The organism is Salinibaculum salinum (assembly GCF_037645885.1).
In the GTDB taxonomy this organism is placed as follows: domain Archaea; phylum Halobacteriota; class Halobacteria; order Halobacteriales; family Haloarculaceae; genus Salinibaculum; species Salinibaculum salinum.
The window spans coordinates 123,195-147,134 of the sequence record NZ_JBBENW010000005.1 but is presented as its reverse complement, the minus strand read 5'-3'; the positions used below and the strand labels follow the sequence as shown (position 1 = coordinate 147,134).

At 60.6% G+C, this 23,940-nt stretch carries 25 protein-coding genes and 2 pseudogenes; 18 read left to right on the top strand and 9 right to left on the bottom strand.

Annotated elements, in window-relative coordinates:
- Window positions 1-11 precede the first annotated feature (11 nt).
- Complete coding sequence (locus tag WDJ60_RS06750) at window positions 12-356, top strand: helix-turn-helix domain-containing protein (protein ID WP_340099369.1); 345 nt, start codon at window positions 12-14, stop codon at window positions 354-356.
- A 158-nt stretch (window positions 357-514) separates the two neighbouring features.
- Here WDJ60_RS06750 and WDJ60_RS06745 read toward each other — a convergent pair whose 3' ends face one another.
- The 4 genes from WDJ60_RS06745 to WDJ60_RS06730 form a co-directional block, all read right to left on the bottom strand.
- Window positions 515-4,246 (bottom strand): PAS domain S-box protein, encoded by a 3,732-nt coding sequence (locus WDJ60_RS06745; protein ID WP_340099367.1) that lies wholly within the window; start codon window positions 4,244-4,246, stop codon window positions 515-517.
- A 13-nt stretch (window positions 4,247-4,259) separates the two neighbouring features.
- Entirely contained in the window at window positions 4,260-4,700 is a 441-nt protein-coding gene (locus tag WDJ60_RS06740; protein ID WP_340099365.1) for a chemotaxis protein CheW, read from the bottom strand.
- Entirely contained in the window at window positions 4,697-6,922 is a 2,226-nt protein-coding gene (locus tag WDJ60_RS06735; RefSeq protein ID WP_340099364.1) for a HAMP domain-containing methyl-accepting chemotaxis protein, read from the bottom strand. The genes WDJ60_RS06740 and WDJ60_RS06735 overlap by 4 nt, the downstream gene beginning before the upstream one ends.
- Before the next feature lie 95 nt (window positions 6,923-7,017).
- Window positions 7,018-7,221 (bottom strand): helix-turn-helix domain-containing protein, encoded by a 204-nt coding sequence (locus WDJ60_RS06730; protein WP_417750439.1) that lies wholly within the window; start codon window positions 7,219-7,221, stop codon window positions 7,018-7,020.
- Here WDJ60_RS06730 and WDJ60_RS06725 point away from each other — a divergent pair.
- The 3 genes and pseudogenes from WDJ60_RS06725 to WDJ60_RS06715 all read left to right on the top strand — a co-directional run.
- A pseudogene (locus WDJ60_RS06725) lies at window positions 7,219-7,514 on the top strand (sensor histidine kinase); the annotation flags it as partial. The gene WDJ60_RS06730 and the pseudogene WDJ60_RS06725 overlap by 3 nt on opposite strands.
- A 115-nt stretch (window positions 7,515-7,629) precedes the next feature.
- The gene (locus WDJ60_RS06720; RefSeq protein ID WP_340099362.1) at window positions 7,630-7,806 is read left to right on the top strand and encodes a hypothetical protein; all 177 of its coding nucleotides are present in this window, start codon (window positions 7,630-7,632) and stop codon (window positions 7,804-7,806) included.
- A gap of 47 nt (window positions 7,807-7,853) precedes the next feature.
- The gene (locus WDJ60_RS06715) at window positions 7,854-8,078 is read left to right on the top strand and encodes a hypothetical protein (RefSeq protein ID WP_340099360.1); all 225 of its coding nucleotides are present in this window, start codon (window positions 7,854-7,856) and stop codon (window positions 8,076-8,078) included.
- On the opposite strand, the gene WDJ60_RS06710 is transcribed toward WDJ60_RS06715, so the two are convergent.
- Entirely contained in the window at window positions 8,075-9,988 is a 1,914-nt protein-coding gene (locus WDJ60_RS06710; RefSeq protein ID WP_340099358.1) for a DHH family phosphoesterase, read from the bottom strand. The genes WDJ60_RS06715 and WDJ60_RS06710 overlap by 4 nt on opposite strands.
- 93 nt (window positions 9,989-10,081) lie before the next feature.
- On the opposite strand from WDJ60_RS06710, the gene WDJ60_RS06705 reads away from it, so the two are divergent.
- The gene (locus WDJ60_RS06705) at window positions 10,082-10,588 is read left to right on the top strand and encodes a JAB/MPN domain protein-containing protein (protein ID WP_340099357.1); all 507 of its coding nucleotides are present in this window, start codon (window positions 10,082-10,084) and stop codon (window positions 10,586-10,588) included.
- A complete protein-coding gene (locus WDJ60_RS06700; protein WP_340099355.1) occupies window positions 10,588-11,013 on the top strand; it encodes an FAD synthase family protein in 426 nt (141 codons plus the stop codon). The genes WDJ60_RS06705 and WDJ60_RS06700 overlap by 1 nt, the downstream gene beginning before the upstream one ends.
- On the opposite strand, the gene WDJ60_RS06695 is transcribed toward WDJ60_RS06700, so the two are convergent.
- Window positions 11,010-12,164, bottom strand: a complete 1,155-nt coding sequence (locus WDJ60_RS06695) for a pyridoxal phosphate-dependent aminotransferase (protein ID WP_340099354.1) — start codon at window positions 12,162-12,164, stop codon at window positions 11,010-11,012. The genes WDJ60_RS06700 and WDJ60_RS06695 overlap by 4 nt on opposite strands.
- Complete coding sequence (gene ribH / locus WDJ60_RS06690) at window positions 12,161-12,574, bottom strand: 6,7-dimethyl-8-ribityllumazine synthase (RefSeq protein ID WP_340099352.1); 414 nt, start codon at window positions 12,572-12,574, stop codon at window positions 12,161-12,163. Before ribH ends, WDJ60_RS06695 begins: the two co-directional genes overlap by 4 nt.
- 110 nt (window positions 12,575-12,684) lie before the next feature.
- Between ribH and WDJ60_RS06685 the strand changes: the two genes are divergently transcribed.
- Both WDJ60_RS06685 and WDJ60_RS06680 read left to right on the top strand, forming a co-directional pair.
- Window positions 12,685-14,619: a flippase activity-associated protein Agl23 gene (locus WDJ60_RS06685; protein WP_340099350.1), complete on the top strand. Its 1,935-nt coding sequence runs from the start codon at window positions 12,685-12,687 to the stop codon at window positions 14,617-14,619.
- A 69-nt stretch (window positions 14,620-14,688) separates the two neighbouring features.
- Window positions 14,689-15,846, top strand: coding sequence for a 5-(carboxyamino)imidazole ribonucleotide synthase (locus WDJ60_RS06680; protein WP_340099348.1), 1,158 nt, complete (start codon window positions 14,689-14,691; stop codon window positions 15,844-15,846).
- Window positions 15,847-15,852: 6 nt separating this feature from the next.
- Here WDJ60_RS06680 and WDJ60_RS06675 read toward each other — a convergent pair whose 3' ends face one another.
- On the bottom strand, window positions 15,853-16,080 hold the full coding sequence (locus WDJ60_RS06675) for a hypothetical protein (RefSeq protein ID WP_340099347.1): 228 nt from the start codon (window positions 16,078-16,080) through the stop codon (window positions 15,853-15,855).
- 127 nt (window positions 16,081-16,207) lie between these two features.
- On the opposite strand from WDJ60_RS06675, the gene WDJ60_RS06670 reads away from it, so the two are divergent.
- The 10 genes and pseudogenes from WDJ60_RS06670 to WDJ60_RS06625 all read left to right on the top strand — a co-directional run bounded on the left by WDJ60_RS06670 (window position 16,208) and on the right by WDJ60_RS06625 (window position 23,549).
- Complete coding sequence (locus tag WDJ60_RS06670) at window positions 16,208-16,855, top strand: 5-(carboxyamino)imidazole ribonucleotide mutase (protein WP_340099345.1); 648 nt, start codon at window positions 16,208-16,210, stop codon at window positions 16,853-16,855.
- Window positions 16,856-16,958: 103 nt separating this feature from the next.
- Complete coding sequence (locus WDJ60_RS06665) at window positions 16,959-17,375, top strand: NADH-quinone oxidoreductase subunit A (protein WP_340099344.1); 417 nt, start codon at window positions 16,959-16,961, stop codon at window positions 17,373-17,375.
- Window positions 17,372-18,070: an NADH-quinone oxidoreductase subunit B gene (locus tag WDJ60_RS06660; protein ID WP_340099342.1), complete on the top strand. Its 699-nt coding sequence runs from the start codon at window positions 17,372-17,374 to the stop codon at window positions 18,068-18,070. The genes WDJ60_RS06665 and WDJ60_RS06660 overlap by 4 nt, the downstream gene beginning before the upstream one ends.
- 16 nt (window positions 18,071-18,086) lie before the next feature.
- The gene (locus tag WDJ60_RS06655) at window positions 18,087-19,772 is read left to right on the top strand and encodes an NADH-quinone oxidoreductase subunit D (protein ID WP_340099341.1); all 1,686 of its coding nucleotides are present in this window, start codon (window positions 18,087-18,089) and stop codon (window positions 19,770-19,772) included.
- The gene (locus WDJ60_RS06650) at window positions 19,772-20,824 is read left to right on the top strand and encodes a complex I subunit 1/NuoH family protein (RefSeq protein WP_340099339.1); all 1,053 of its coding nucleotides are present in this window, start codon (window positions 19,772-19,774) and stop codon (window positions 20,822-20,824) included. The genes WDJ60_RS06655 and WDJ60_RS06650 overlap by 1 nt, the downstream gene beginning before the upstream one ends.
- A gap of 34 nt (window positions 20,825-20,858) precedes the next feature.
- Entirely contained in the window at window positions 20,859-21,320 is a 462-nt protein-coding gene (locus tag WDJ60_RS06645; RefSeq protein ID WP_340099338.1) for a NuoI/complex I 23 kDa subunit family protein, read from the top strand.
- 123 nt (window positions 21,321-21,443) lie between these two features.
- Window positions 21,444-21,530, top strand: a pseudogene (locus WDJ60_RS06640) (NuoI/complex I 23 kDa subunit family protein); the annotation flags it as partial.
- A gap of 218 nt (window positions 21,531-21,748) precedes the next feature.
- Window positions 21,749-22,222 carry a hypothetical protein gene (locus WDJ60_RS06635; RefSeq protein ID WP_340099335.1) on the top strand — a complete coding sequence of 158 codons (474 nt, stop codon included), beginning with the start codon at window positions 21,749-21,751 and terminating at the stop codon, window positions 22,220-22,222.
- Window positions 22,223-22,634: 412 nt separating this feature from the next.
- Window positions 22,635-23,015: a hypothetical protein gene (locus WDJ60_RS06630; protein WP_340099334.1), complete on the top strand. Its 381-nt coding sequence runs from the start codon at window positions 22,635-22,637 to the stop codon at window positions 23,013-23,015.
- A gap of 333 nt (window positions 23,016-23,348) precedes the next feature.
- Window positions 23,349-23,549, top strand: coding sequence for a dodecin (locus WDJ60_RS06625; RefSeq protein ID WP_340099333.1), 201 nt, complete (start codon window positions 23,349-23,351; stop codon window positions 23,547-23,549).
- Here the strand turns inward: WDJ60_RS06625 and WDJ60_RS06620 are convergent.
- Entirely contained in the window at window positions 23,546-23,914 is a 369-nt protein-coding gene (locus tag WDJ60_RS06620; protein WP_340099332.1) for a HesB/IscA family protein, read from the bottom strand. The two genes, WDJ60_RS06625 and WDJ60_RS06620, sit on opposite strands and share 4 nt — an antisense overlap.
- Window positions 23,915-23,940 lie beyond the last annotated feature (26 nt).

Genomic DNA, 23,940 nt, shown 5'->3' with positions numbered 1-23,940 from the left:
ATACTGACCATATGAGCGAGTCAACGCGAACACACCCTGCAGAGGAGAAAGACACGAAGGAAGCGCGTCTGGAAAACCCCACTGGCGTCCTTCATCTCTTTCAGCACAAGAGCGTCCCTATCCTCATCGACGCCATTCTCACCCTTCCTCCAGGCAGGGAATTCAACAAGACGGAATTGGCCGATCACGCCGGAGTCACGCGCCAGACAGTGAGCAACTATATCGACCTCCTGCTGGAGACTGAAATCGTTGAAGAAGTCCCGAACACGTCACCCCGTCGCTACCGAGTCGCCAAGAGCGAGGCAGTCAAAGAACTCTTCGAACTCAACAGTGCGTTAAATGTGGCTGGTGAGTAGCCGAACGACCATCACCGACGAGGCTGCGGTTCTCACGCCTGTTCTCTTTCTCTACGCGTTTTTATACTGTAGCATAACTTGTCAACTACAATATTACTTAGAACTCAGCGGCGACCAGCGTTGATACCCGGCTTTGACAGTCGTGTCTGACCCGCTCGTCAGTGGTCAGCAAACTCGACGCCGGTGACTTCGAACCGGGCCCCGCCCTGCTCGCTCTCACCCACGGCAATCTCCCACCCGTGCGCGCTGGCAATTTGTTCGACGATTCGCAGGCCGAAGCCGGTGCCGTCCTCGTTGGTTGAGTATCCCGCCTCGAAGACCTCCTCGCGCTCGCTTTCGGGGATTCCGGGGCCGGTATCCGCCACATAAAAACCGTCATCCATCGCGCCGACCGTCACAGTCACGTCGTTGCTGCCGTGTTCGACCGCATTTCGGTAGAGGTTCTCGAACAGTTGCCGGAGGCGGCTCTGATCGGCCTTGATAGCCCGAGAAGTGTGGGTTTCGAGTGCGGCCTGTTCTGCGTTCGTGGTTTGCCAACTGTTCGTGGCGACGTCCGCAAGTCCAACCGATTCGGTCTCATCGACTTGCTTACCCTCTCGTGCCAGCGTCAGTAAGTCCTCAATGAGCGTGTCCATCCGGCCAAGTGCCTGTGCGACGTCGTCGATATGCTCACTCTCACATTCCTCCCGAATCAGTTCCAACCGTCCGTCGGCCACCTGGAGCGGATTCCGCAAATCGTGACTGACGATACTGGTGAACTCCTCCAGTCGCTTGTTTTGACGTTCGAGTTCCTGTTTTTCCTTGACGTCCTCGGTGACGTTCTGTGAGACTGCCATCACGCGGCCGATTTCCTCGCTGTCGGTCCGAACGGGGACCGTCTGAATCCGGTATCGCTTGCCCCCGTACTCCTGTTCGAACGTGTTGGCGTTCCCATCCAGCGCTTCCTCGTAGTAGTGACAGAGTTCATCCGCGACTTCCTCGGGGAACAGATCGTGTGGTTTCGCGCTCTCAATATCGTTCGGAGACAGGCCAAGGTTATTCAATTCTTTGCCACCGGCGCGTACGTATTCGAGATCCGTGTTGATGAGGAATACCGCACCGTCGGGAAAATTCTCGGCTAGTGTCTCGTACTGGTTTTTCAGCTCCTGTAACTCCTGTTCACGTTTTTTCCGGTGGGTCACATCCCGGAGTGTTCCAACCGAGCCGTTGAATTGGTCGCCTTCGTACGGGAGAACCCCCATGTGATCCTCACAGTCTATCGGGTCACCCTCCTGTGGGTGTATCGTTACTTCGAATGTAACTGTTTCCGGACCGTCACTCGACAACAACTGTCCCAACTGGTGTTCGGCCCGTTCGACGGCCTCCTCGTCTTTGATCAGTGCCGGGAGACTTCCGATGATTGTCTCCCGGTCGTAGCCGACCAACTCGACAAGCTCGTCATTGACGTAGGTAAACCGCCCTTCTTCGTCGAGCACGTACACTGCGTCGGTCAGTGCTTCGATGATCGTCTCGTACTCTTCTAATTCCCGCTTGCGGTTCTCGCGCTCGGTGACGTCCTGAAACTTCGAAAAGATCGATTGCACGTTCCCATCTTCGTCAGTGATTGCACGGTTGTGCCACTCGGCGGTGATTACCTCGCCGTCCTTTCGGACGTTTAGATTGAGTACGTGGGTTCCACCATCGGCATCGAGAAGATTCTTGACGACAGTGTTGACTTTGTCGTGGTCGTCAGGGGCGACAATCGTCTCCCACGACTCCCCGCGTAACTCTGGCTCATCATATCCAAGAATCCCTTCTGCGCGTGCGTTCAGCCGTTCGAATCGGAATTCGTCGTCCCACTGGATGGCCCCGAGCGGGGATTCCTCGAAGAACAGCGCGAGTTCCTGCTGTCGCTGGCGGGCGTTCTGTTCGCGTTCCACACGGTTGAATGCCGCGACGAGAGTTCCCGCCAGCAGTTCCCCGAGCGCGAGGTCCTGTTGATCGAACGCTGCCGGGTTCTCGGAGCCGGCGATCAGGATTCCGTGGTCGGCAAGTGGCAGGTACAAGTGCCCCCCGAGATTAGTCTCGGAGTTGTGGATGTCCGGGTCTTGTTGTACATCTGCTATCACTGCTGGCTCGCCGTCGCGGTAGACCCGTCCCGCGATACTGTCCGTCACAGGAAGGGGTTGAACGTCCCCGATGAGCGAGGCTACCTCATCCGTCTGTGCCGCGGGCACCAACTGTGTGTCGCCAGCCTCGGGGACGTGGATAGCATTCGCTTTGAAATCGAGGATATCACTGGCAGCCTCAACACCGATATCAGCGACCTCTTGTCTGGTTTCTGCCGCCAGGAGCGCCTGTGTGGCTTGGTTCAGTTCGGTTAACCGTCGTTCACGTGTTTTCTCGTCGGTGATATCCCGGATATAGCCACGGACTACGCTGCCGGTTTCACTCTCGGAGACGCGTTCACCTTGAGCAGTGAGCCATCGCTGCGCTTCATCGCCCGTGGTGAGTCGCACGTTGATCTCGTATGGTTCGCCCGTTTCGAGACAGTTAGTGAGTCGGTCGGCGAGTCGGTCCCGGTCGTCGGGATGGACAGCATCAAGCGCCGCTTCGAGCGTGAGGTCCTCGTCCGGGTTGAGTCCGTACAGCTGGCGTGTCCCGTCCGTTATCATGAGCTGTTCACTCGCAGAGTCGTATTCCCACGCGCCGGCGTCAGTCAACTCCTCCATGTTCGACATGAGGTCGCGGGCCTGTTCGAGGTCCTGCTGGCGCTCTTTCTGTTCGGTGACATTCCGTGTCGAACCGACGAGATACTTGACGGTCCCGTCAATCACGACCGGCGCGATTTGTGTTATCCAATACGAGTTCTCTCCGTCAAATCGTAACGTTTCCTCGTACTGGAGTGGTTCCTGGCGCTGGATGCACTCGTTGTATTTTGTTTCAGCGTTTGCTCCTGGTTGCTCGCCGAGGACAGCCCGCGGTGTTTGTCCACGAACTCGCTCGGCGGACAAACCCGTTTCGTCCTCCCACGCCGGATTCACCCGTTCGATACTGAACTCCTCGGCGACATCGATAAGAAACAGCGAATCCTGTGCGTGCTGGAACAGCGTCTCGATCTGTTTGAGTTTACGCTGGCGTTCCTTGCGGTCGGTGATGTCGTTGACAGCCCCGCGGAGCTTCGTTACCTGCCCCCCGGATTCCACGACTGGAGTGAGTGTAATGTCCAGAAGGCGCTCATCGCCGTCGCCTGGCTGGAGTCGCCACCTATCGTGCAGTTCCTCCCCCGTTTCGAATGCTCTGTCGAGTATTTGCTGAATGCCTTCGCGGTCGTCGGGGTGAAACAGTTCTATCGCCTCTTCAACAGGGATTTCAGTCTGTTCGGGACGCTCGATGATTCGACGGACGCCAGCAGTCAGTTGGATTGTATCGCTCTTTCTGTCCAGTTCAAATCCGCCGGTGTCACCGGCGAACTCCGTCAGGCGCATCAGTTGTTCCTGTCTGTCTGCTCGCTGTGCCTCACGGCGGGCTTGGACAGCGTTCCTGATTCGGTTAGCCAGCAGTTCATACTTTTCCGAACCCGAGCCCTTCTGAAGATAGCCTGTTACGTCTGCGGCGATCGCTTCGCTGGCGACGGCTTCGCTGCCGCGGCCGGTGAAGAGAATAAACGGGATGTCGGGGTACTCTTCCCGAACGGCCTGCAGGAATTCGATGCCATCCATGCCAGGCATATTGTAATCCGAGACAATGCAGTCGTAGTTGTCCGCCGCCAGTCTATCCGACCCTTCACTGGCACTCCGTGCCGTTTCGACGGAGAACCGATCGTCCTCGCGGTGAAGCATATCGGCTGCCAGCTCTGCGAGCGCCGGTTCGTCGTCAACATGGAGTACGTTAATCTCTTCTGTATCCATTTGTACTGTGTCTCTATTCAGTGGCCATCGAGAACTGTTCATGCACACAATCCGGATCAACCCAAAGCGTGAATTCCCCGTCTCGACTCACGACACCGCTGACAAATTGGTTGTCTTCGACCGGTTCTGTCTCCGGATTTTGGAGGGTTTCGACTTTAAGGACCCGATCGACGAGCCAGCCGAACTGTTGATCCGAATCGTCGTCGAAGATGATGACCTGCTCGCCAGGTGTTTCCTCGGCTGTCTCGAAGACCCGTTTCGGGTTCACGATAGCCGTCGTGTTTCCACGCAGATCCATCATGCCCACGACCGCGGGTGGCGTATCCGGCATGGGTGTCACTTCGGTCGCTTTCACGATCTCGTTCACTGCATCGATCGTGAGGCAGTAACGTTCCTCACCGAGGATGAATTCGAGCACCTGTGTGTCGGTGTCCGGCTGTTGGATTTCACTCATTGGGACTGCTCACCCGTTCGGTCGGTCTCACTGACGTTGCCCCCGTCGCTCACCGCTGGTGACTGACTGGTAGTGGTGGGTGCCTGTGCGTGGTTGCTCGTCGTTCCGACGTCGAATGCTTCTGTCTGACTGTTCAGTTCCTCTGCGAGGCTTGCCATCTCCTGAAGTGCGTCCGCTGCCTCTGACAGTGAGGCAGCCTGCTCTTCAGTCGCCGCAGACACGTTACTCGCTTCGGCGGCAGTCTGTTGACTCACGCTGGAAACTTCATCCACCATCGAGACGACTTCCTCCGAGGAAGCCGCCTGGTCGTCAGTCGCGTCACTGATCTCCCGGATACCGCCTTCGGCCTCCTGGACTGCGTTCGCAATATCGTCGAACATCTCGACCGACTCTTCGATCGTCTCGGCCCCGGATTCCACAGTCGCTCGCATGTCGTCTATTTCATCGACCGTCGAGTCAGTCGTTTCCTGGACATCTTCGATTCGCTCCTCGATGGTCGTCGTCGCGTCTGCGGCTTCCTCAGCAAGTCCTTTGATCTCGTTGGCGACCACACCGAACCCTTCGCCGGCTTCGCCGGCTCGTGCTGCCTCGATCGACGCGTTCAGCGCGAGCATATTCGTCTGCTCGGCAATCTCGGTGATCAGCTCCACCACCTCGCCGATTTCGTTCATCTTCGCATCGAGTTCTTGAACCTGCTCGGCGGCCCCGCCAGCCTGCGCTTTGATCGAGGCAAGTTCCTCAGACGCCTCAGCTGCTGACTCGCGGCCCGCTTCGCCGCGCTCGACGGCTGTCGAAGCGGTCGCGGCGACTTCTTCGGCTGAGGAGGCGATCTCTTCGACCGTGGCAGACATATCGTTCATTTCTCCAGCAACTTCCTGGAGACTCTCACTCTGGTCCTCCGCGCCGGCCGAAATCTCCTCGACAGAGGTCGCAATCTCGTCGCTTGCGGTTTCGGTCTCTTCGACACTGGCGGTGGTTTGCTCGCTCGACTCTGCAACGTCGTCTGCGATCTGCTGTACTGACGCGACGCTTGCGCTCAACTGGTCGATCCCCTCGTCCATATCGGCCAGAACAGACCCGTACGTGCCCGGATAGTCGGTGTCGAGAGCCTGGTCGAGGCGTCCTTCTTTTAGGTCCTCGCTCGCGGTGGCGATTTCGTCGAAGCTGCCCGAGAGCGCCCCCATGCCGTCGTCGAAGGCGGTGAGAATCTCGCCATAGTTACCGGCGCGGTTGATATCGATGTTCTGATCGAGGGACCCGTTTTTGAGGTTCTGGCTGGCGGTACGGATCTCCTCGAAGCCGCCGACCATCTCGGTGGCACCGTTATCGAGGTTGGTCATGATCTCACCGTAGGTGCCGGGGAAGTCGGTCTGGCGGTCGCGGGTCTGGAGGGCGTCGTCACCGGTGGAGAGGTTGGTGCTGAAGGTGTCGATTTCATCGAACACATTTCGGAGATTGGCCTGCATTTCCTGGAAGGCATCGCTCATGCGGCCGAGTTCGTCGTCTTCGAGGTGGTCTTCGACTTCGGCGGTAAGGTCGCCCTCACTCATGGCCTGTGAGGCCGCGGAGAGTTGTTTGATAGGGGCGGTAATGCGGCTGGCGACGAACAAGCCGATGACGATGGCCAAAATAAAGGCACCGATGGTAAGCCCGAGTATCTCCAGTTGTGCGGTCTGTGTCGTGCTATCGGCGATCTCGACTTGGGATTCCAGGTCTGCTTGTGCCGATTGCTCGATGGCGTGTGCGTCCTCTTCCATTTGGGTACGGAGAGAGTCCATTTCGTCGGCTTTCTGTGCAGCGAGTTCAGTCTCACCCGCGGCTCTCGCGTCGAAAAATTCAGTTCCGAGCGTGTTGTACTCCTCGTGTTGGGATTGGAGGGTCGAGAACTGCTCTTCTTGCTGTGGGCTCAACTCCGCCTCTTCGAGGTGCTGTGCCTCTTCGTTGAATAGTTGAGTGGACTCCTCGAATTGTTGCTGTGCGTTTTCCTCACCGAGTTGGGCAGCCTGTATCGCACCCTGTTGCTGTTCGATGGCAACGATCATCTCTGCGGACGCGTCCATCTTCAGCCCATCTTCTGCAATGATGTGTGCCTCTTCGTCAACGGTGGCAACCGAGGTGTATCCGATCGCACCGGTCACGGCGACCAGCGCGGCAATGATCACGAACGCGATGATTAGTTTCGGGCGCAGGTCGAACCGGTCGAGTTTTATCCGATCCAGCATGATAGATAATTGATAACGAATGTTAATAACTTTGTAGGGATGGGTATCAGAAGTGAGAATTGCTGGACAATATCCTCGAACATATCTGGCCAATTTTACAGTTGTTCGAACATGCCTTCGAAGAGTTTCCGCTGAGCGTTCCGGAGGTGCTGTGAGACCGTTGTTTGGGTCAGCGAGAGAGCGTCCGCAACTTCTGTTGCCGTACTCCTGCGAGGGGACTCGAAGTAGCCACCATGCAAGCAGGCCCGGAGGGTTAGTCGCTGTCGGTCCGTGAGTTCCTCTCGAAAGATGTCTGCCAACTTTTTGAGAACCTAATGCGGAACGCGGTTGAACACGGCGGTGAGGATGTGACGGTTACTGTTGGGGAGTTAGATGATGGCTTCTACGTTGAAGATGATGGGCCTGGTATCCCGGAAAATGCACGAGATAACGTGTTTGACGTTGGCTACTCGACTACCGAGGATGGAACAGGGTTTGGGTTGTCCATCGTCAAGCAAGTGGCTGATGCTCACGGCTGGACCATTCGTGTGACTGACGGCTCCGAAGTGGAACCCGATTTGAGATTCGTGGAACTGAAATCTTCGCTGAATAAGCGATGACCGACATAGACGCCCATCCCGGGTTCTACCCTCCGTATTTTGGAACGCCAACTCAATCTATGAAGCCTCAACTGGAACAATAACTCCGCTCGCGACAACAGAGAGGTGGTGCTTGTGCTAGAGGGCAAAGAAGTGGGGTCGTACTACGGGCGCGTCTTCGAGGCTGACTGGCCGGTCCCGCCTCCGGTACCCGCTACCATTGTCGTTGTCGTCCTCGCTGCAACGCTGGTTGCAGTTCGGGTCGGCACGCGGTTAGATTTCGACCCCGACCAGCCACCGCGCTGACACGCGTCTGACGGGGATTTTTTCGTAGTGGTATCTGAGTCCCGATTATGACAGCTTCAAGCCCGTGGCTGGATATCCACCGAGGTGACAGCGTACCAGACGATGTGACCGACGAGTCGGATTCGTCGGATGCAACCGCATCAGAGGATGTCACCGGCACTGAGAGCGAAGCGAAGACGAATCCGTGGGAGGGCGTCGACACGGCACGGCGGCCGAGTCAGACTGACGTGGACCTGCCGACCCCGGCGACCGACTCGCCAGCCGACGACTAGACGTCTTCGGGCAGCGCAGCCGAACTCTGGAGGTCTTCGTCGATCTCTGCGTCGGACATCTTCTCGACGAGTGCGTCCAGCACCTCCTCGCGGCGTCCCTTGACGAACTTGATAGAGCCGACGACGAGGTGACCGCCGCCGCTGACACCCGCACCCGGCAGTTCGTCGGTCAGTTCGGTGACCATCTGCGGGATGTCCAGGCGGACGCCGTCAGAGCGGAGCACGGCGAAGTCCGGGCCGTAGCCGATGGTGATAACGGGGTCGCCAGTCTCGGCGACTTTCCGGTCGTGCACTTTCCCCGTCGTCTTCCCCGGTGCCGGGTAGGTAAAGCGCTTGGCGTGGTTCTCGACGTCGAGGCGGTAGAGGTGGGCACCGTTGTCGAGGTCTTCTGTCTCGACGTGGGCGAGCGCGCCGTCGAGCTGGTCCTCGACGTCCTGTTCTGCGCCTTCAACGAGGAGGTCGATCAGCTGCTCGTGCCGGTCGCGATCATCGCAGTTGACGTTGAGCACGTCGTTGATGAACTCCCGACCGTCGTTGTAGCGCAGCCAGTGGGTTGCGTAGTCCAGCGCTTCACCGATGTCGCGCAGACGACTCTCCTCGTAGCCGGCTTCTTCTGCGAGTTCGATGTATTCGGGCATCGCTTCGCCCTCCGAGCGGTCCGAGAGGCCGGCGACGGCGGGCACGTGCTCGAGTTCCGACGTGAGGTCGGGAGCGATCATCCGCGCGATCTCGACGCACATCATCCCCGTGGTGATGCGGTAGTCCTCGCCGTGGAGGTAGGGGTTGACGTGGGCGTCGACGAGCGGCTCGACGATTTTGGGGTCGGGGTGGTGGTGGTCGACGACGAGAATCGGCACGTCGTAGTGGGCGAGATTCCGGTAGGCAGGGGTGTCTTCCTCGGTCGACCCGTTGTCGAGCATCAACAGCATCGGGAGCTTCTGCCCGTGGCGCTTGCGGTCCTCCAGTGCGTAGTTCAGGTCGCGGGTCACGTCCTCCATCTCGTAGAACGGCGCCTTGCTCGGGAGGCGCTTGAGCAGGTGCCGCGAGGCGTCGGGATCCTCGTACACCTCCTCGATGAACTGTTCGAGCGCGTACTGGAGCGGGACGCTCGCACACAGCCCGTCGCCGTCAGCGTGATGGCGCATCCGGAGCGGTCGACCCTCCAGTACGGTTTCCCGGAGACGGCGAGCGATGTCTTGGAGGTCCTCTCGGAGCTTCTCGAATTCGGGCCAGTCGGCCAGTGGCTCGACCGCTGCTGGGGCCGCCAGGTCGTCGGTCGCGGCGTCGAGACGCTCGTGTACGTCAGCTGCCTCTTCCTCATCGAGCACTCGGAGGTCGTCGGCTTCGAGCTGGACGGCCCCCTCGCGTGACTCGACAGTTCCGGTCACGCGTACGATGTCGTCGAGCTCGATATCGGGGAACGCCCGAACGCCGGCCTCGTTGAACGCGGCACAGGGAACGATTGCCCGCTCACCGCGGACCTGGAAGATAGTCGGGCCGCCGGTCTGTTTTATCTGGACGACCTGGCCGTCGAGGTGGACTGTCTCGCCGGTCGAATCGGATACGTCCGCAGCAGCAACGTCGCTGCCGTGGCCGACGCTTTCGGTGTCGAACTCGGCGAGCTGGACTTCGGCGAAACTCACGTCGCCGTCTGCCAGAATCTCGGTGAGTTCGACGACCAGGTCGTCGCCCACATCGTACGAGCCGATGAGGTTCGAACTGTGGACGAGCCCGGAGACCCGGTCCGAGACGTCGACAAAGACACCGTAGTCCATGACGCCATTGACTGTGGCGTGGTAGCGTTCGCCCTCTTCGAGGTCGTCGAGCGTACAATCCGCAGCGAGGTCGTAGACAGTGGCCCGTTCGGAGGCCGTGGCACCGGCGTTCCCGGTACCGTTCGGTGAAGACATGGGAATCTCTTCGACGTAGGTGCGTTTTTAAGCTTCGATACGCGTCGGCGCGCGAGCGGAACGCTTAGAAAGTCCCGGAACAGAGCGACGTGTATGGGATTGTTCCGCTCGGGCGAGATTCTCGGTATCGCAGAATCTGCACTCGAGTTCGCCCTGGCGGCCTCCGAAGAGGCCCATCCAAACGAGTACATGGGATTGCTCCGCGGTGAGAAAGCGAGTAACGTCGGCCTGGACGAAGACGGCACCGTCCTCACCGAGGTGCTGGTCGTCCCTGGAACCGAGAGCAACCCGGTCAGTGCCTCGTTCCAGACGAACATGGTTCCGAACGATTTGAGCGCGTCCGGGTCGATTCACTCACACCCCAACGGCGTTTTGCGTCCGAGTGATGCAGACCTCGCCACGTTCGGCCGGAACAAGGTACACATCATCGTGGGCGCGCCGTACGGTCGCACGGATTGGCAGGCGTTCGACCGCGAGGGCGAGGTAATCAACCTGCCAGTTCTCGACGTGGAGCCGCCCGAAGAGGAGTTTTTCGACTTTACACAGGAGGATATCGACCGCGAACTCCGCGGCGAGTCCGAGGAGGATCGGTGGTCGTGATGGAACGGGTCGTCGCACAGGGCACGTTCGACATCCTCCACCCCGGTCACGTCCACTATCTCAGGGACGCGGCGTCGATGGGCGAAGAACTCCACGTCATCGTCGCCCGTTCTGAGAACGTCACGCACAAACCGTCGCCGATTATCTCCGGGCCACAGCGCGTCGAGATGGTCGAGGCGCTGGAACCTGTCGACCATGCTCGGCTCGGTCACCCCGAAGACATTTTTATTCCGATCGAAGAAATCGAACCGTCGGTCATCGCACTCGGTCACGACCAGCACCACGACGTGGCTGGTATCGAGGCCGCACTGGCTGAGCGTGGTCTCGACTGTGAAGTGGTTCGTGCCTCCGGCCGCGAGGCGAGGCCGGACGAGATTCTCTCGACTGGGCAGATTATCGAAAAGATTCTCGACGAACGGGCCTAGAGCAGGTCTTCGTCGTCGAGTCGTGCGACTGCTTCTTCGAGTCGTTCCTTGCTGTTGGCGTAGGAAATGCGGGCGTAGCCGGGCGTCCCGAATGCGCTTCCGGGGACGGTAGCGACGTGTGCGTTCTCGATGGCCTGCTCGCACCACGCCTGGTCGTCGTCATCGACTGGCAGCATCATGTAGAACGCTCCCTGCGGCGTGGCAATCTGTTTGCCCCGCTTCTCGAATTCCTCGACGAGCAGGTCCCGACGCTCCTCGAAGGCGGCGACCATCTCGTCGATGGCGTCGTCGGTGTTTTCCAGCGCCTCGATGCCGGCGTGCTGGACGAAGTTGACTGCACAGGAGACGGAGTGGCCGTGGACTTTCCCGGCCTGCTCGACCAGTTCCTCGGGACCGGCGAAGTAGCCGAGTCGCCAACCGGTCATCGCGTAGGACTTCGAGAAGCCGTTGACCGTGATGGTACGGTCTCGCATCCCCTCCAGCGTGCCGAGACTGGTAAAGGAGACGTCGTCGTAGAGAATCTGGTCGTAGATTTCGTCGGAGATGACCGTCACGTCGTGGTTGACAGCCATGTCTCGGACGCCTTCGAGTGCCGTCTCGGAGTAGACCGCACCGTGGGGGTTGCCCGGCGTGTTGAGCACGAGCATCTCGGTGTCGTCGGTGACGGCACCGCGGAGGTCGCCGAGTGCGTCCTCCAGGCGGAAGTCGTACTGTGACGTGCCGATGCGGGTGAGGTCGGCCCCCGCGATTTTGGCCATCGCTTCGTAGGAGACCCACGCGGGGTCGAGCAGGACGACCTCGTCGCCGTCCTGGATGAGCGTCTGGAACACCTCGAAGAGGGCTTGCTTGGCACCCGGCGTGACCATGATGTTTTCGGGGCCGTACTGGTCGAGGCCGCGCCCGTGGAGGTCCTCGGCGATGGCCTCTCGGAGTTCGGGAATGCCCTGTGATGGCGTGTAGCCGGTCTCGCCCGCTTCGAGGGCTTCTTCGGCGGCGTCTTTGATGTTTTGCGGGGTGTCGAAGTCGGGTTCGCCGACGCTGAGGTCGACGACATCGATACCCTCGGCTTCGAGTTCCGATGCCTTGTTGCTGATTGCGAGCGTTGCGCTCGGTTCGACGCGGGTTACGCGGTCTGCGAAATTGAGTGTCATGATTCGAGTTCGTGTACCATATCGACTGCACTGTTGACGGCTGTCGCGCCGTGGTCGATGCGCGCTGCGGCCTCGTCCTGGCTCATACCCGGACCGATGATACCCAGCGTCACCGGCGTGTCCCGGTCGAGACTGACCTCGGTCAACGCCTGTGCGGCGGCGTCTCCGATGACCTGGTCGTGGTCGGTGTCACCGGTTACGATCGCACCGATAACGGCCACGGCATCGATATCGTCGCGCCGCGCCAGCCGGTCCGCCGCCAGCGGCGTGTCGTACGACCCCGGGACTTCCAGGGTCTCGACGATGTCGGCGTCGCGCTCGCTCGCTGCTTCGCGGGCGCGTTCGGCCATCTCGTGGGTGATTGGCCGGTCCTTGTTGAACTGGGCGACGACCAGTCCGAGCTGTACCATATTGCAGCCGGGGTGACGTGCGGTAAAAGAAGTACCGTTCTCAACACGGCTGGAGACGGCGGCCATCGGCAACCGTAACCATTCTAACGGTCCCGCTCGCCTGTCCGCGTATGTCGGAGCGTCGCCCTGACGACCCTGGCCAGGAAATCGGTGCTGAACGGTCAGCGACTCTATCTACCGTCAAACGGCTGTTCGGCTCTGTCTCGCTGGTCCAGGCCCTCCTCGTGATTACCGCCCTCGCACTCGTTGTCCGCCTCGTCGGGCTCGGGACGCGTCCCTTCCACTTCGACGAGGCGCGCGTCGCCTACTGGTCGCTGTACTACGTCGACAGCGGCCACTTCACCTACCGCCCCATCGTCCACGGCCCGTTCATTCAGCTGGTCAACGCCTGGCTCGTCGACGCCGTCGGCGCGAGTGACTTCCTTGCGCGCCTCCCCGTCGCAGTCGTCGGCGGCCTCTTCCCCGCGTCGGCGTACCTCTACCGGGAGCACCTCCGGAAGAGCGAAGTCGTCGCGCTCGCGCTCTTTCTCGCCTTCAACGCTATCTTCGTCTACTACTCGCGATTTCTCCGTAGCGACATCCTGCTCGCGGGCTTCATGTTCGCTGGATTCGGGTTCATCGTCAGGTACTACGATACCCGCCGGTTCCGCTATCTCTACGCCGCTGGTGCGCTCGTCGCGCTCGGGCTGACCACGAAAGAGAACGGGCTGGTCTATCTGCTGACGTGGGTCGGCGCGACGGGGCTGCTGGTCGACCACGCGCTCTTCCCGCCACGCGGTTTCAAAAGTGGATTCGACCGCATCAGGCAGTCCCGTGTCGGGAGGTTCCTCGGTGACGTGTACACGATTGCGCTCGTGCCGTTCAGGGGTACGGACGTGCTCTTCGAGCGGTGGGAGAATCCCCGCGGGGTCGGCCTGGCAGTCGGCCGACTGGCAGTCCACGCCGTCGGCGTCACCGTCGTCGCGCTTCTGATTCTCGTCTTCTTCTACGCGGACCGCGGGGCCGGAATGGACGGCATCGTCAACCCGCCCGTGGCTGCCGCTGCTGGTGAGTCGGGGCTGTGGCAGGCGCTCGGTCGACCGCTCCGGTTCCCCGGCTACGCATTCGGTACCGTCGAAGGCGCCTTCTCGGAGGCCATCGGCCAGTGGGGAAGCGTCAGTAGCGGCGGGGAGGACACCTCGTTTCTCGAGCGGTACGTCTCGACGCTCGGCGCAGAACTCGACGCGATTCGGAACGGCGCACTGGCTGTCGGGACACTCGCAATCCTCGGGTTCGTCTGGGAGCGCTACGGGACCGAGAACCCGCGAAATCTGGTGATGTTCATGGCCTACTGCGGGCTGGCGTCGCTCGTCGGCTACTCGCTGAAAAACGATCCGGGCACCGGCAAGTGGCTCACGATTCACCTCATCCTCCCGATGATGATCCCCGCCGCGGTCGGTGCAGGCCGACTCTACCGGTGGGGAAAGCAGGCCGCCGCCAACCGGGACACTGTCGGCGTGTTCATCGTTGTCGTCGTGATGTTGTTGCTCAGTGTGCAGATCGCGGCCGCTACCGTCACCACATCGTACACCGATACCACCGCCGAGAACAACGAACTCGTCCAGTTCGCACAGCCGGAAGCCGACGCACGTGACGCGTTCACCGCGCTCGGTGCCGTCAGCGACGGGGAGGGGACAGACGCGGTCATCTATCTCGACGAGAACCACTCGACGCGGTACGAACTCATCGGTGACGAATCGTACTGGTACAAGGAGCCGACCTGCGTCGGGAGCGCCTGGACCAGTACGCTGCCGCTGCCCTGGTACTTCGGGACGGCCGACACGAACGTCAGCTGCGTCGAGCAACCAGAGACGCTCACCGAGCACGTCCAGAACGACGCCCCGCCGATGATTATCACCCAGCCAGACGACTCGTCGGTGCCGACGGACCTGCTCGAAGCGAACTACACAGCGCGCACCTTCAATTTCTATCGGGGCGCACACCCGATCCGGTTCTACGTCCACGAGGACTACGTCGCTGATGCGCCGGGCTGGACGGCGCCGTAGCAGGCGATACCATACTCTTGCTCACCCGATGAAACAACCCTTATAGCGTTCGGTGGGGAACGCCGCGGTATGCCACTGACATCGCCAGGGACGACGCTCGGCGTCGTCGGCGGCGGCCAACTCGGTCGGATGCTGGGTGAAGCCGCCACGCCGCTCGGTATCGACCTGGTCGTCTCTGACCCGACGCCCGACGCACCGGCCGCACCTGTTGCCAGCGAGCAGGTCGTCGGCGACTTCGACGACGAGGAGACCATCCGTGCCGTCGCCGAACAGTCCGACTACCTCACCTTCGAAATCGAACTCGCGGATCCCGACGCGCTCGAACGGGTCAGCGAGGAGACGGGGACGCCAGTTCACCCCCACCCGGAGACGCTGCGGACGATTCAGGACAAACTCGTCCAGAAAGACCGCCTCAGCGAGGCCGGCGTTCCGGTACCCGACTATCGCCGCGTGGACTCGGCCGCGGACCTCCGGTCAGGACTCGACGACCTGGGCTACCCCGCGATGTTGAAAGCCCGAGAGGGCGGCTACGACGGACGCGGGAACGTCCCCGTCGAGTCTCCGGACGACGTAGCGACCGCTTTCGAGGCGATCGACGGTCCGGCGATGGTCGAGGCGTTCGTCGACTTCGAGCGCGAACTCGCCGTGATGGGCTGTCGCGGCGACGGCGAACGGGACACCTTCCCCGTCACCGAGACGATTCACCGCGAGGAGATTCTCCGCGAGACAGTGTCACCGGCGCGAACCGACGAGGACACGCGCGAGCGCGCCCGAGATGTTGCACACGACGTTCTCGACGTGATGGACGGCCGCGGCGTCTTCGGCATCGAACTGTTCGAGACGACCGACGGCGATATCCTCCTGAACGAAATCGCACCTCGGCCCCACAACTCCGGCCACTGGACCATCGAGGGGTGTCACACCTCTCAGTTCGAGCAACACGCCCGCGCAGTCACCGGACTCCCGCTGGGAACGACCGAACAGCGTGACCCGGCCGTCTCGGCGAACATTCTCGGTGATGTCGAGGAGCGCCAAGCGGCATCGCTGTCCGGCGCCGAGGACGCACTCGCCACTGAGAAACTCGGCTTCCACTGGTACGGCAAACGGGAGGTCTACGACCTGCGGAAGATGGGCCACCTGGCACTGGTTGGTGACGACAGCGACGACTACGAAGCACTGCTCGATAGCGTCCGCTCGGTCCGCGACGGACTGACGTTCCAGTCCTGACTGGTTTCAGTAGTGGTCGTCGAGGAGTTTGTCTATTTCGGCGGCCACGTCACCGTCCAACTCGACGCCGAGCGGTTCCGCGAGGGCAGCCTTTTCCAGTGCGTCTTCGATTTCCCACCGACTGACCCCCGTCTCTTCGGCGGCTTCGTGGAGTGATACGTCACCCAGCGCCACCAGTCCGACGGCAGTCGCAAGCTCCGTTTTGATGTCCGAAATTTCCGTCCCACCTGCCATATCCATGATGTGTGTGCGCCCGCTCTTCAATCTGTGTTTCCGATTGCAGTTCCTGAGAGCGGTGGGGCGACAGCCGGGTCCGTCGAGACCAGCAACGCTTACGGCTCCGCCGGGTCGAGAGTGGGATATGACACACTCCGACCGCGTCCAGTCACTCATCGACGAGTTCGAAGCCGAGGCAGAGCGCGACCGACCGGCCGAGGACACCCCCGAGATCGGCATTATCATGGGGTCCGATTCGGACCTCGACGTGATGGCCGGCTCCGAGGACGGTCGCCCCGGCGCGTACGACGTGCTCACCGAGGAACTCGGTTTCGCGGAACAGACCAGTTACGACGACCCGCCGGAAGCGCGCTTTACCTTCGAGACGTTCGTCGTCTCGGCCCACCGGACGCCGGAGCTGATGTACGCGTACGCGGACACGGCGGCCGACCGCGGTATCGACATCATCATCGCGGGCGCGGGCGGGAAATCGGCGGATCTGCCGAACATGACCGCATCTATCGCGTATCCGTTACCGGTCATCGGCGTGCCGGTCCAGGAGAAGTCACTGCAGTCGGTCATCGGGATGCCCCAGGGCGCGCCGCTGGTCGCCGTCGACGCGGGGAAGTCGTTCAACGCAGCGCTGTCGGCGGTTCAGATGCTCGCCCGGCAGTACGACGACCTCCGCGAGCGCCTCGTCGACTATCACACCGAACTCCAGGACGGCGTCGGCGAAGTCTCGAGAGAACTCCACGAACTCGGGACGCCGGGGTTTCGCGAGCGCGAGTCGTAGTCTCCGTGGACGAACCAGCAGGCAGCGAGCAGGATAGTCGGGAAAACACAACAATCAACCCTTATATGGGACCGCTCCAAACCGTCAAACGATAGGAGCCAATATGGTCAATCCATGGATAGCCATCGGAGCGCTGGCGCTCGTGGCAGTCGTCATCCCACTGAGTATGATGGTGGTATCGGCGTTGCTGCGGCCGAGCGTACCCGAAACGAGCAAACGCGCCACCTACGAAAGTGGCGAGGTGCCGACTGGCAGCAGCCGAGCGATTCGGTTCAATATCCAGTACTACATGGTCGCGCTGCTGTTTGTCGTCTTCGATATCGAAACCGTTCTCATCTTCCCCTGGACGGTTGTCTACCAGAGCGCTATCGAGAACGTCGGTCTCGCCCGTGCACTGGTACCGATGTTGCTGTTTATCGGTATCCTCGTCGTCGGCCTCGCGTGGGCCTGGCGCAACGGTGCAGTCGAGTGGGTGCGCAGCCCACGGGCTGACAGACAGCGGACAGAACACAAATCATGAGCAACGACACAGAACTCCACGACACGCTGGAACAGGCACAGTCGACCCAGGCCGCCCGGATGGGCGAGGGTGTCGACGACCGCTTCAACTCCAAACTTCGGCAGGCATTCGGTCATACCCCCTTCATCCTCACCAAATTCGACCAGTTCATGAACTGGGTCCGGGGGTCCTCGATGTTCATGCTTCTCTTCGGAATCGCCTGCTGTTCCATCGAGATGATGCACACGTACGCGGTCAAACACGACCTCGACCGCTTCGGTGCCGGTGTCCCCCGTGCGTCGCCCCGACAGGCAGACGTCATCATCGTTCCGGGGACCATCGTCTCGAAGTTCGCCCCACGGCTCAAGCGGGTCTACGACCAGATGCCAGAGCCCAAGTTCGTCGTCTCGATGGGATCGTGTACCATCTCCGGCGGCCCGTTCCAGGAGGGGTACAACGTCATCAAAGGGGCAGAGGAGATTATCCCGGTCGACATTCACGTCCCCGGGTGTCCGCCTCGCCCCGAGGCGCTCATCTACGGCGTCGCCAAACTCCAGGAGCGCATCTCCAACGGCGAGAGCGCACCGGTGACGGTCAAACCGTACGAACTCGAAGAGTTCGGCGACCTCGAACAGGACGAAATCGTTCAGAGCCTCGCCTCGGAGATCGACGAGGAGGACCTCGTTATGCGGCTCAACTGGGCTGATTCGCCATGATCGGAGGTGACCACGAATGAGTCTCGAAGACCCACGTAAACCGGCCGAGACGGACGCAGGCGTCACTGACGACGGAACACTCGACTACGACGAACTCGCAGACCTGCTCGGGGAGCACGTCATCGACCGCGAGGAGCACGTCAACGCCGAGGGATTCGTCATCCGCCCCGACGAGGTCGAGGAGACGCTCTCGACGCTCAAAGAGGAAGCCGGATTCGACCACCTCGCCTGCGTGACCGCACAGGACTACCAGGACCGCGCAGAATCTATCTACCATCTGCGGAAGTACGCCGACCCGACACAGGAACTGTCCGTCGTCGTCCCGACCGAACGGGACAACCCGGTCAGCCAGAGCGGTGCAGGCGTCTTCGACACCGCCGAGTGGCACGAGCGAGAGGCCTACGACCTCGTCGGCATCGAGTACGAGGGGAATCCCGACCTTCGCCGGATTCTCCTGCCCGAGACCTGGCAGGGGCACCCGCTCTCGCAGGACTACAATCAGGACAAACCCCAGATTGTCCCCCTGCGCGAGCACGCCAACCCGATGGAGAAGAAGACGAAGATTCCGGACGACCCGGACACGATGTTCGTCAACATCGGGCCACACCATCCTGCAACCCACGGCGTCCTCCACGTCAAGACGACGCTGGACGGCGAGCAGATTGCGGATCTCGACCCCGATATGGGGTACCTCCATCGGTGCGAGGAGCAGATGTGCCAGCAGTCGACCTACCGGCACCAGATTATGCCCTACCCCGACCGCTGGGACTACCTCTCCTCGGGCATCCTCAACGAGTGGGCGTACGCCCGGACGGCAGAGGACCTCGCGGACATCCAGGTCCCCGAGTACGCACAGGTCATCCGGACGATGTCCGCGGAACTGTGCCGTATCGCCTCGCACCTGCTGGCGATTGCGACGTTCGCACTGGACATCTACGGCGACTTCACGGCCATCTTCATGTACGGCATCCGTGACCGTGAGGTCATCCAGAACATTCTGGAGGACCTGACCGGCCAGCGCCTGATGTTCAACTACCTGCGCCTCGGTGGCGTCGCGTGGGACCTGCCGGAACCGCGCGAGGACTTCTTCGAGAAGACGCGGGACTTCCTCGACGAACTGCCGGACCGGCTGGAGGAGTACCACAACCTCCTCACCTCGAACGAAATCTTCCAGATGCGGGTCATCGACACTGGCGTGCTGCCGTACGAAGACGCCAAGTCCTTCGGCGCGACCGGGCCGGTCGCCCGTGGCTCCGGCGTCGACTACGACCTGCGTCGCGACGACCCATACGGCTACTACGACGAGCTGGACTGGGATGTCATCACCGAAGACGGCGGCGACAACTTCTCGCGGGCGCTCGTGCGCCTCAAGGAGATGGAGCAGTCCGGCCGCATCATCGAGCAGTGTGTCGACCTGCTCGAGGACTGGCCCGAAGACGAACGCGAGATTCAGGCCAACGTCCCCCGCACCCTCAAGCCAGATCCGGACACGGAGATTTACCGGGCCGTCGAGGCCGCGAAGGGCGAACTCGGCATCTACATCCGTTCGGACGGCACGGACAAGCCCGCACGGTTCAAGATTCGAAGTCCGTGCTTCTGTAACCTCCAGACGCTGCCGACAATGTCCGAGGGCGAGTACATCCCTGACATGATCGCTTCGCTGGGCAGCCTGGACGTCGTGCTCGGGGAGGTGGACCGGTAATGCAGATGCTCCCCGAGCAGATTGCCGGTGTGTTGCCAATCGGTGGCATGGCTGGCGAGATTATCGCCGCTATCATCGCCGCCGCTATTATCGGGACCATCATGCTCACGAACACGGCACTCGCCGGGCCGTGGGCAAAGCGAAAGATTACTGCAGCGTTTACCGACCGGATTGCGGTCAACCGTATCGGTCCGTTCGGCCTCCTGATTATCGTGGCCGACGCCGTCCGTCTGCTCTCGAAGGAACTCATCGTTCCCGAGGGCGTCGACCGGCCGGCGTGGGACCTCGCGCCGCTCATTATCGCCTCGACTGCGTTGCTCGGCTTCGCGGTCATCCCGATGGGGTCGATCTTCGGTATCAACATGCAACTGGCCGACCCCGACGCTGGGCTGGCAATCGTCTTCGCGTTCGCGTCGATGGCCTCGATTGGCCTCGTGATGGCCGGCTACGCGTCGAACAACAAGTTCTCGTTCCTCGGCGGGCTGCGTGCGGTTGCACAGAATCTCGCCTACGAGATTCCGCTCATCCTGACCGGTGTCTCCGTCGTGCTGTTCGCCGAGACGCTCCAGCTTGGTGGCATCGTCGCCGCACAGCAGGGGACGCTGTTCTCGCTCGGCCCGATTGCGATTCCGGCGTGGTTCGCGTTCGTGAACCCCTTCGCGTTCGTCCTGTTCATGATCGCGAATCTTGCAGAGGTCGGTCGGAACCCCTTCGACATCCCCGAAGCCCCGACCGAGATCGTCGCCGGGTATCAGACCGAGTACTCCTCGGTGTACTTCGTGCTCATCTACCTCGGTGAGTTTATCCACATCTTCCTCGGCGGCGCGATCATCGCCACGCTGTTCCTCGGTGGGCCGGCCGGACCGGTCCTGCCCGGGTTCATCTGGTTTATGATCAAAATCTGGGCGGTCTTCCTGTTCACGCAGTGGGCCCGCTCGGCGGTGCCCCGGGTTCGTATCGACCAGCTCATCCAGATCGGCTGGAAGGGCATGCTCGTCCTCGCATTCGCGAATCTGTTCCTGACGGCCGTCATCGTCGGGGTGATCGCCTGATGTCGACGACGACGCACTCCGGAGGTGTCAGAACATGCTAGGAATCCTCAAAGGTATGGCAACGACGATGAAACATGCGCTCGACGGCAAGACGTTTACCGTCGAGTATCCCGAAGAGACGCCGGAGGTGTCACCCCGGTTCCGCGGTGTCCACAAGTTCAGCCAGGAGCGGTGTATCTGGTGTCGGCAGTGCGAGAACGTCTGCCCGAACGACACGATCCAGATTGTCACCGACGAACAGCGCAACGGCGAGCAGTACAACCTCCACATCGGCCAGTGTATCTACTGCCGGCTCTGTGAGGAGGTCTGTCCCGTCGACGCGATTCTCCTGACCCAGAACTTCGAGTTCGTCGCGGACACGAAAGACGAGTTCGCCCTCAACAAGGAGGAACTCAAGAACGTGCCGTGGTACAAGGATATCGACCCGCTCGAATCCCGCGAACCGGACCGCGGCGCGTGGATCGGCGAGGGCGACGGCGAAGTTGACTATCAGTAGTAAAGTACCCGGCGACGAAATCGCCGGTTCACCGGAGCCGAACGGAGTGAGGGTCCGGCATTTTTCGCCCACGTTTTTTGGCGAGCGGTGGCGAACCTCGTGAGCCACCCGAGGCAAAAAAGGTGGAGGCATGTTGACCCGCTCGAATCCCGCGAACCGGACCGCGGCGCGTGGATCGGCGAGGGCGACGGCGAAGTCGACTACCAATAAACAAGTATCCGGCGACGAAGTCGCCGGCTCACCGGAGCCGAACGGAGTGAGGGTCCGACATTTTTGGTCCAGATTTTTGCCGGGAGTAGTGTGCGACCAGCGGGAGCACACCCGACCGGCAAAAAGGTGGTGGCTCTGTTGCGACCAACAGATATACCCCTCGCGTTTCCTTGCACCGGACCGTGAAGCGACCTATCCTGCTAGTAGCGGTCGTGGCAATGATTGGACTCTCCGGCTGTGCCGGGTTCCTCGGTACCGACGGCTCCGAACTCGATGGCAACGGAACCGTCGATGTCGAAGATACCGACCCTGGTGCGACGAACGTCAACCAGACGCTCAGAGCCGGCATCAACGACTCGGTCGCCGGCAGTGAATGGACCGCAATCGGGGCGACCTACCCGCGCGACGAGTTTACAGTCGACGCTGCGCAGCACGAGAACATCTCGCTTGGCGTCGATACCGACGGTGACGGCGAGGTTGACCGCGAATTCAACGAGACGCACATCAGCGGCGTCAACAACAACGCCTACTCCTTCGACATCACGCTCGATACGGACTACACGCTCGAAGAGGGAGACACTGTGATGGTCCAGTATCCGGCTATCGATAATCCGTCCGAAGCCGGCGACTATGAGGTCGAAATCCGTGTGAACGACCAGCGGATGTCGACCAGTTCACTGACTATCGAGTGAGCGGTCGTCGGGGTGCAGGGTTTTCATTCTCGGGACATCTCAACAGTGAGAAGTTTTTCTAGTCCTGTCCAATGCGGGTTGAGCGATTTTACGGAAATGCAACGGTGGTCCGGCCAGGGCTGAGCGCTGGCTGACTGTCTACCCGCCGACTGCGGCCACCATCGGACCCATCAGTGAAATATAAATTGATTGTTAGTCGAGGTACCCAACCAACATGTGTGAAAATATCAGTGCCAGTGAGGGGGATTTATATGAAAACCGAGAAAAGCACACCTATCGAATGGAAGAGAGAAATTCCGGTTCTAGGCGAGCAGTACTGGCTACTGGTGCAGCACTGACAGTCCCACTCGCTGGGTGTAGTGGGAGTGACAACGCAGAGCCAACAAAATCCCCTGGAGACCAGTCTGATCCAGTGGAGACAGGAACAGAGTGCCAGACCCCCGGTGATGATTTGACTGCTGTCTTCCCCGACAGCGAGGAGTACACGCTGAGCTTAACGAATACCTTTACTGATGATTCACCGTACGGGATACAGTCCGTTATCGGCGTCTACGAGGACGTAGACGGCAGCCGGTACGAGTTCCTGATCATCGAGTTTGAGGATGCCACGACAGCACGGGAGCAGTCGACAGAGGTCGCCTCTGATAACGAGTACGCCGAGACAGGATATCTGACCGCTGAGCAATATTTTTACGGACTCGCAGGTGAAAGCCAGGACGTAATTACTGCACTCATCGGCGCGTCAACACCGTTGGCAGAGTGCGTCGAAAACAATCTACAGTTCTCGACGTAACTCACTGTCTAGCTGGCTACCGAGAGCATTGTTCTCATGACCGTCGGTAGGTCGCGCTCTGTCTCGGAAAGTTTCCGCGATCAGTTTCAGACCCCGCCGTGTGGACACGCACGCCAAACCGCCGGACTGATATCGGGGAACCCTCACTCTCCCGACCGTCTTGACTGCCAATTTTCACCCCGAATATAGAGAGCGACAAACTCGGCTTGCACATCTCGGCTTGAGGGCGTAGTGCTGAACCGGCGTTACCTTTTACTCAACAGGCTGTGAAGTTCTATGTGGGTTGTTCACACGAAAAGCCACGAACACCCACTACATAATAAAACAAGAACTATGGTATTCAAGAAAATTACCCTAATTGGGACGAGTCCGGAGAGTTTCGAGCAAGCAACCGAGAACGCAATCGACCGTGCAGAGGCGACACTCGACAACGTCTACTGGGTGGACGTAGTCGAACAGGGCGTCGAGATAGCGAGCGTCGAGGGTCGGGAGTATCAGGCAGAAGTAGAGGTTGCGTTCGAACTCGAAGACTAGGTTCGGAAGCTCTCGCCACAGCCGCATTCGCTGACGACGTTGGGGTTCTCGACGTGGAACCCTGCGCCCTGCAACCCTCCTTCGTAATCGAGGACGGAGTCTTCGATGTAGTTGAGGCTCGATGGATCGACGAACACGCGGAGGCCGTGGTGTTCGGTGATCGCGTCGTCGCTCTCCGGTTCGTGTTCGAAGCGCATTCCGTAGGAGAGGCCGGCGCATCCGCCTTGCTGGACGTACAGTCGAAGGCCGCTCACGTCTGTATCCATCCCTTGCTCGTCCAGCAGGGAGAGTGCCTCCTCGGCGGCCACTTCGGTCACCTGGACGGGGTTCCCACCTCCGCTGGGGTCCTCGGCAGTGCTGCTCATGTTTCCGTAAAGCGTCCGAACGCTGT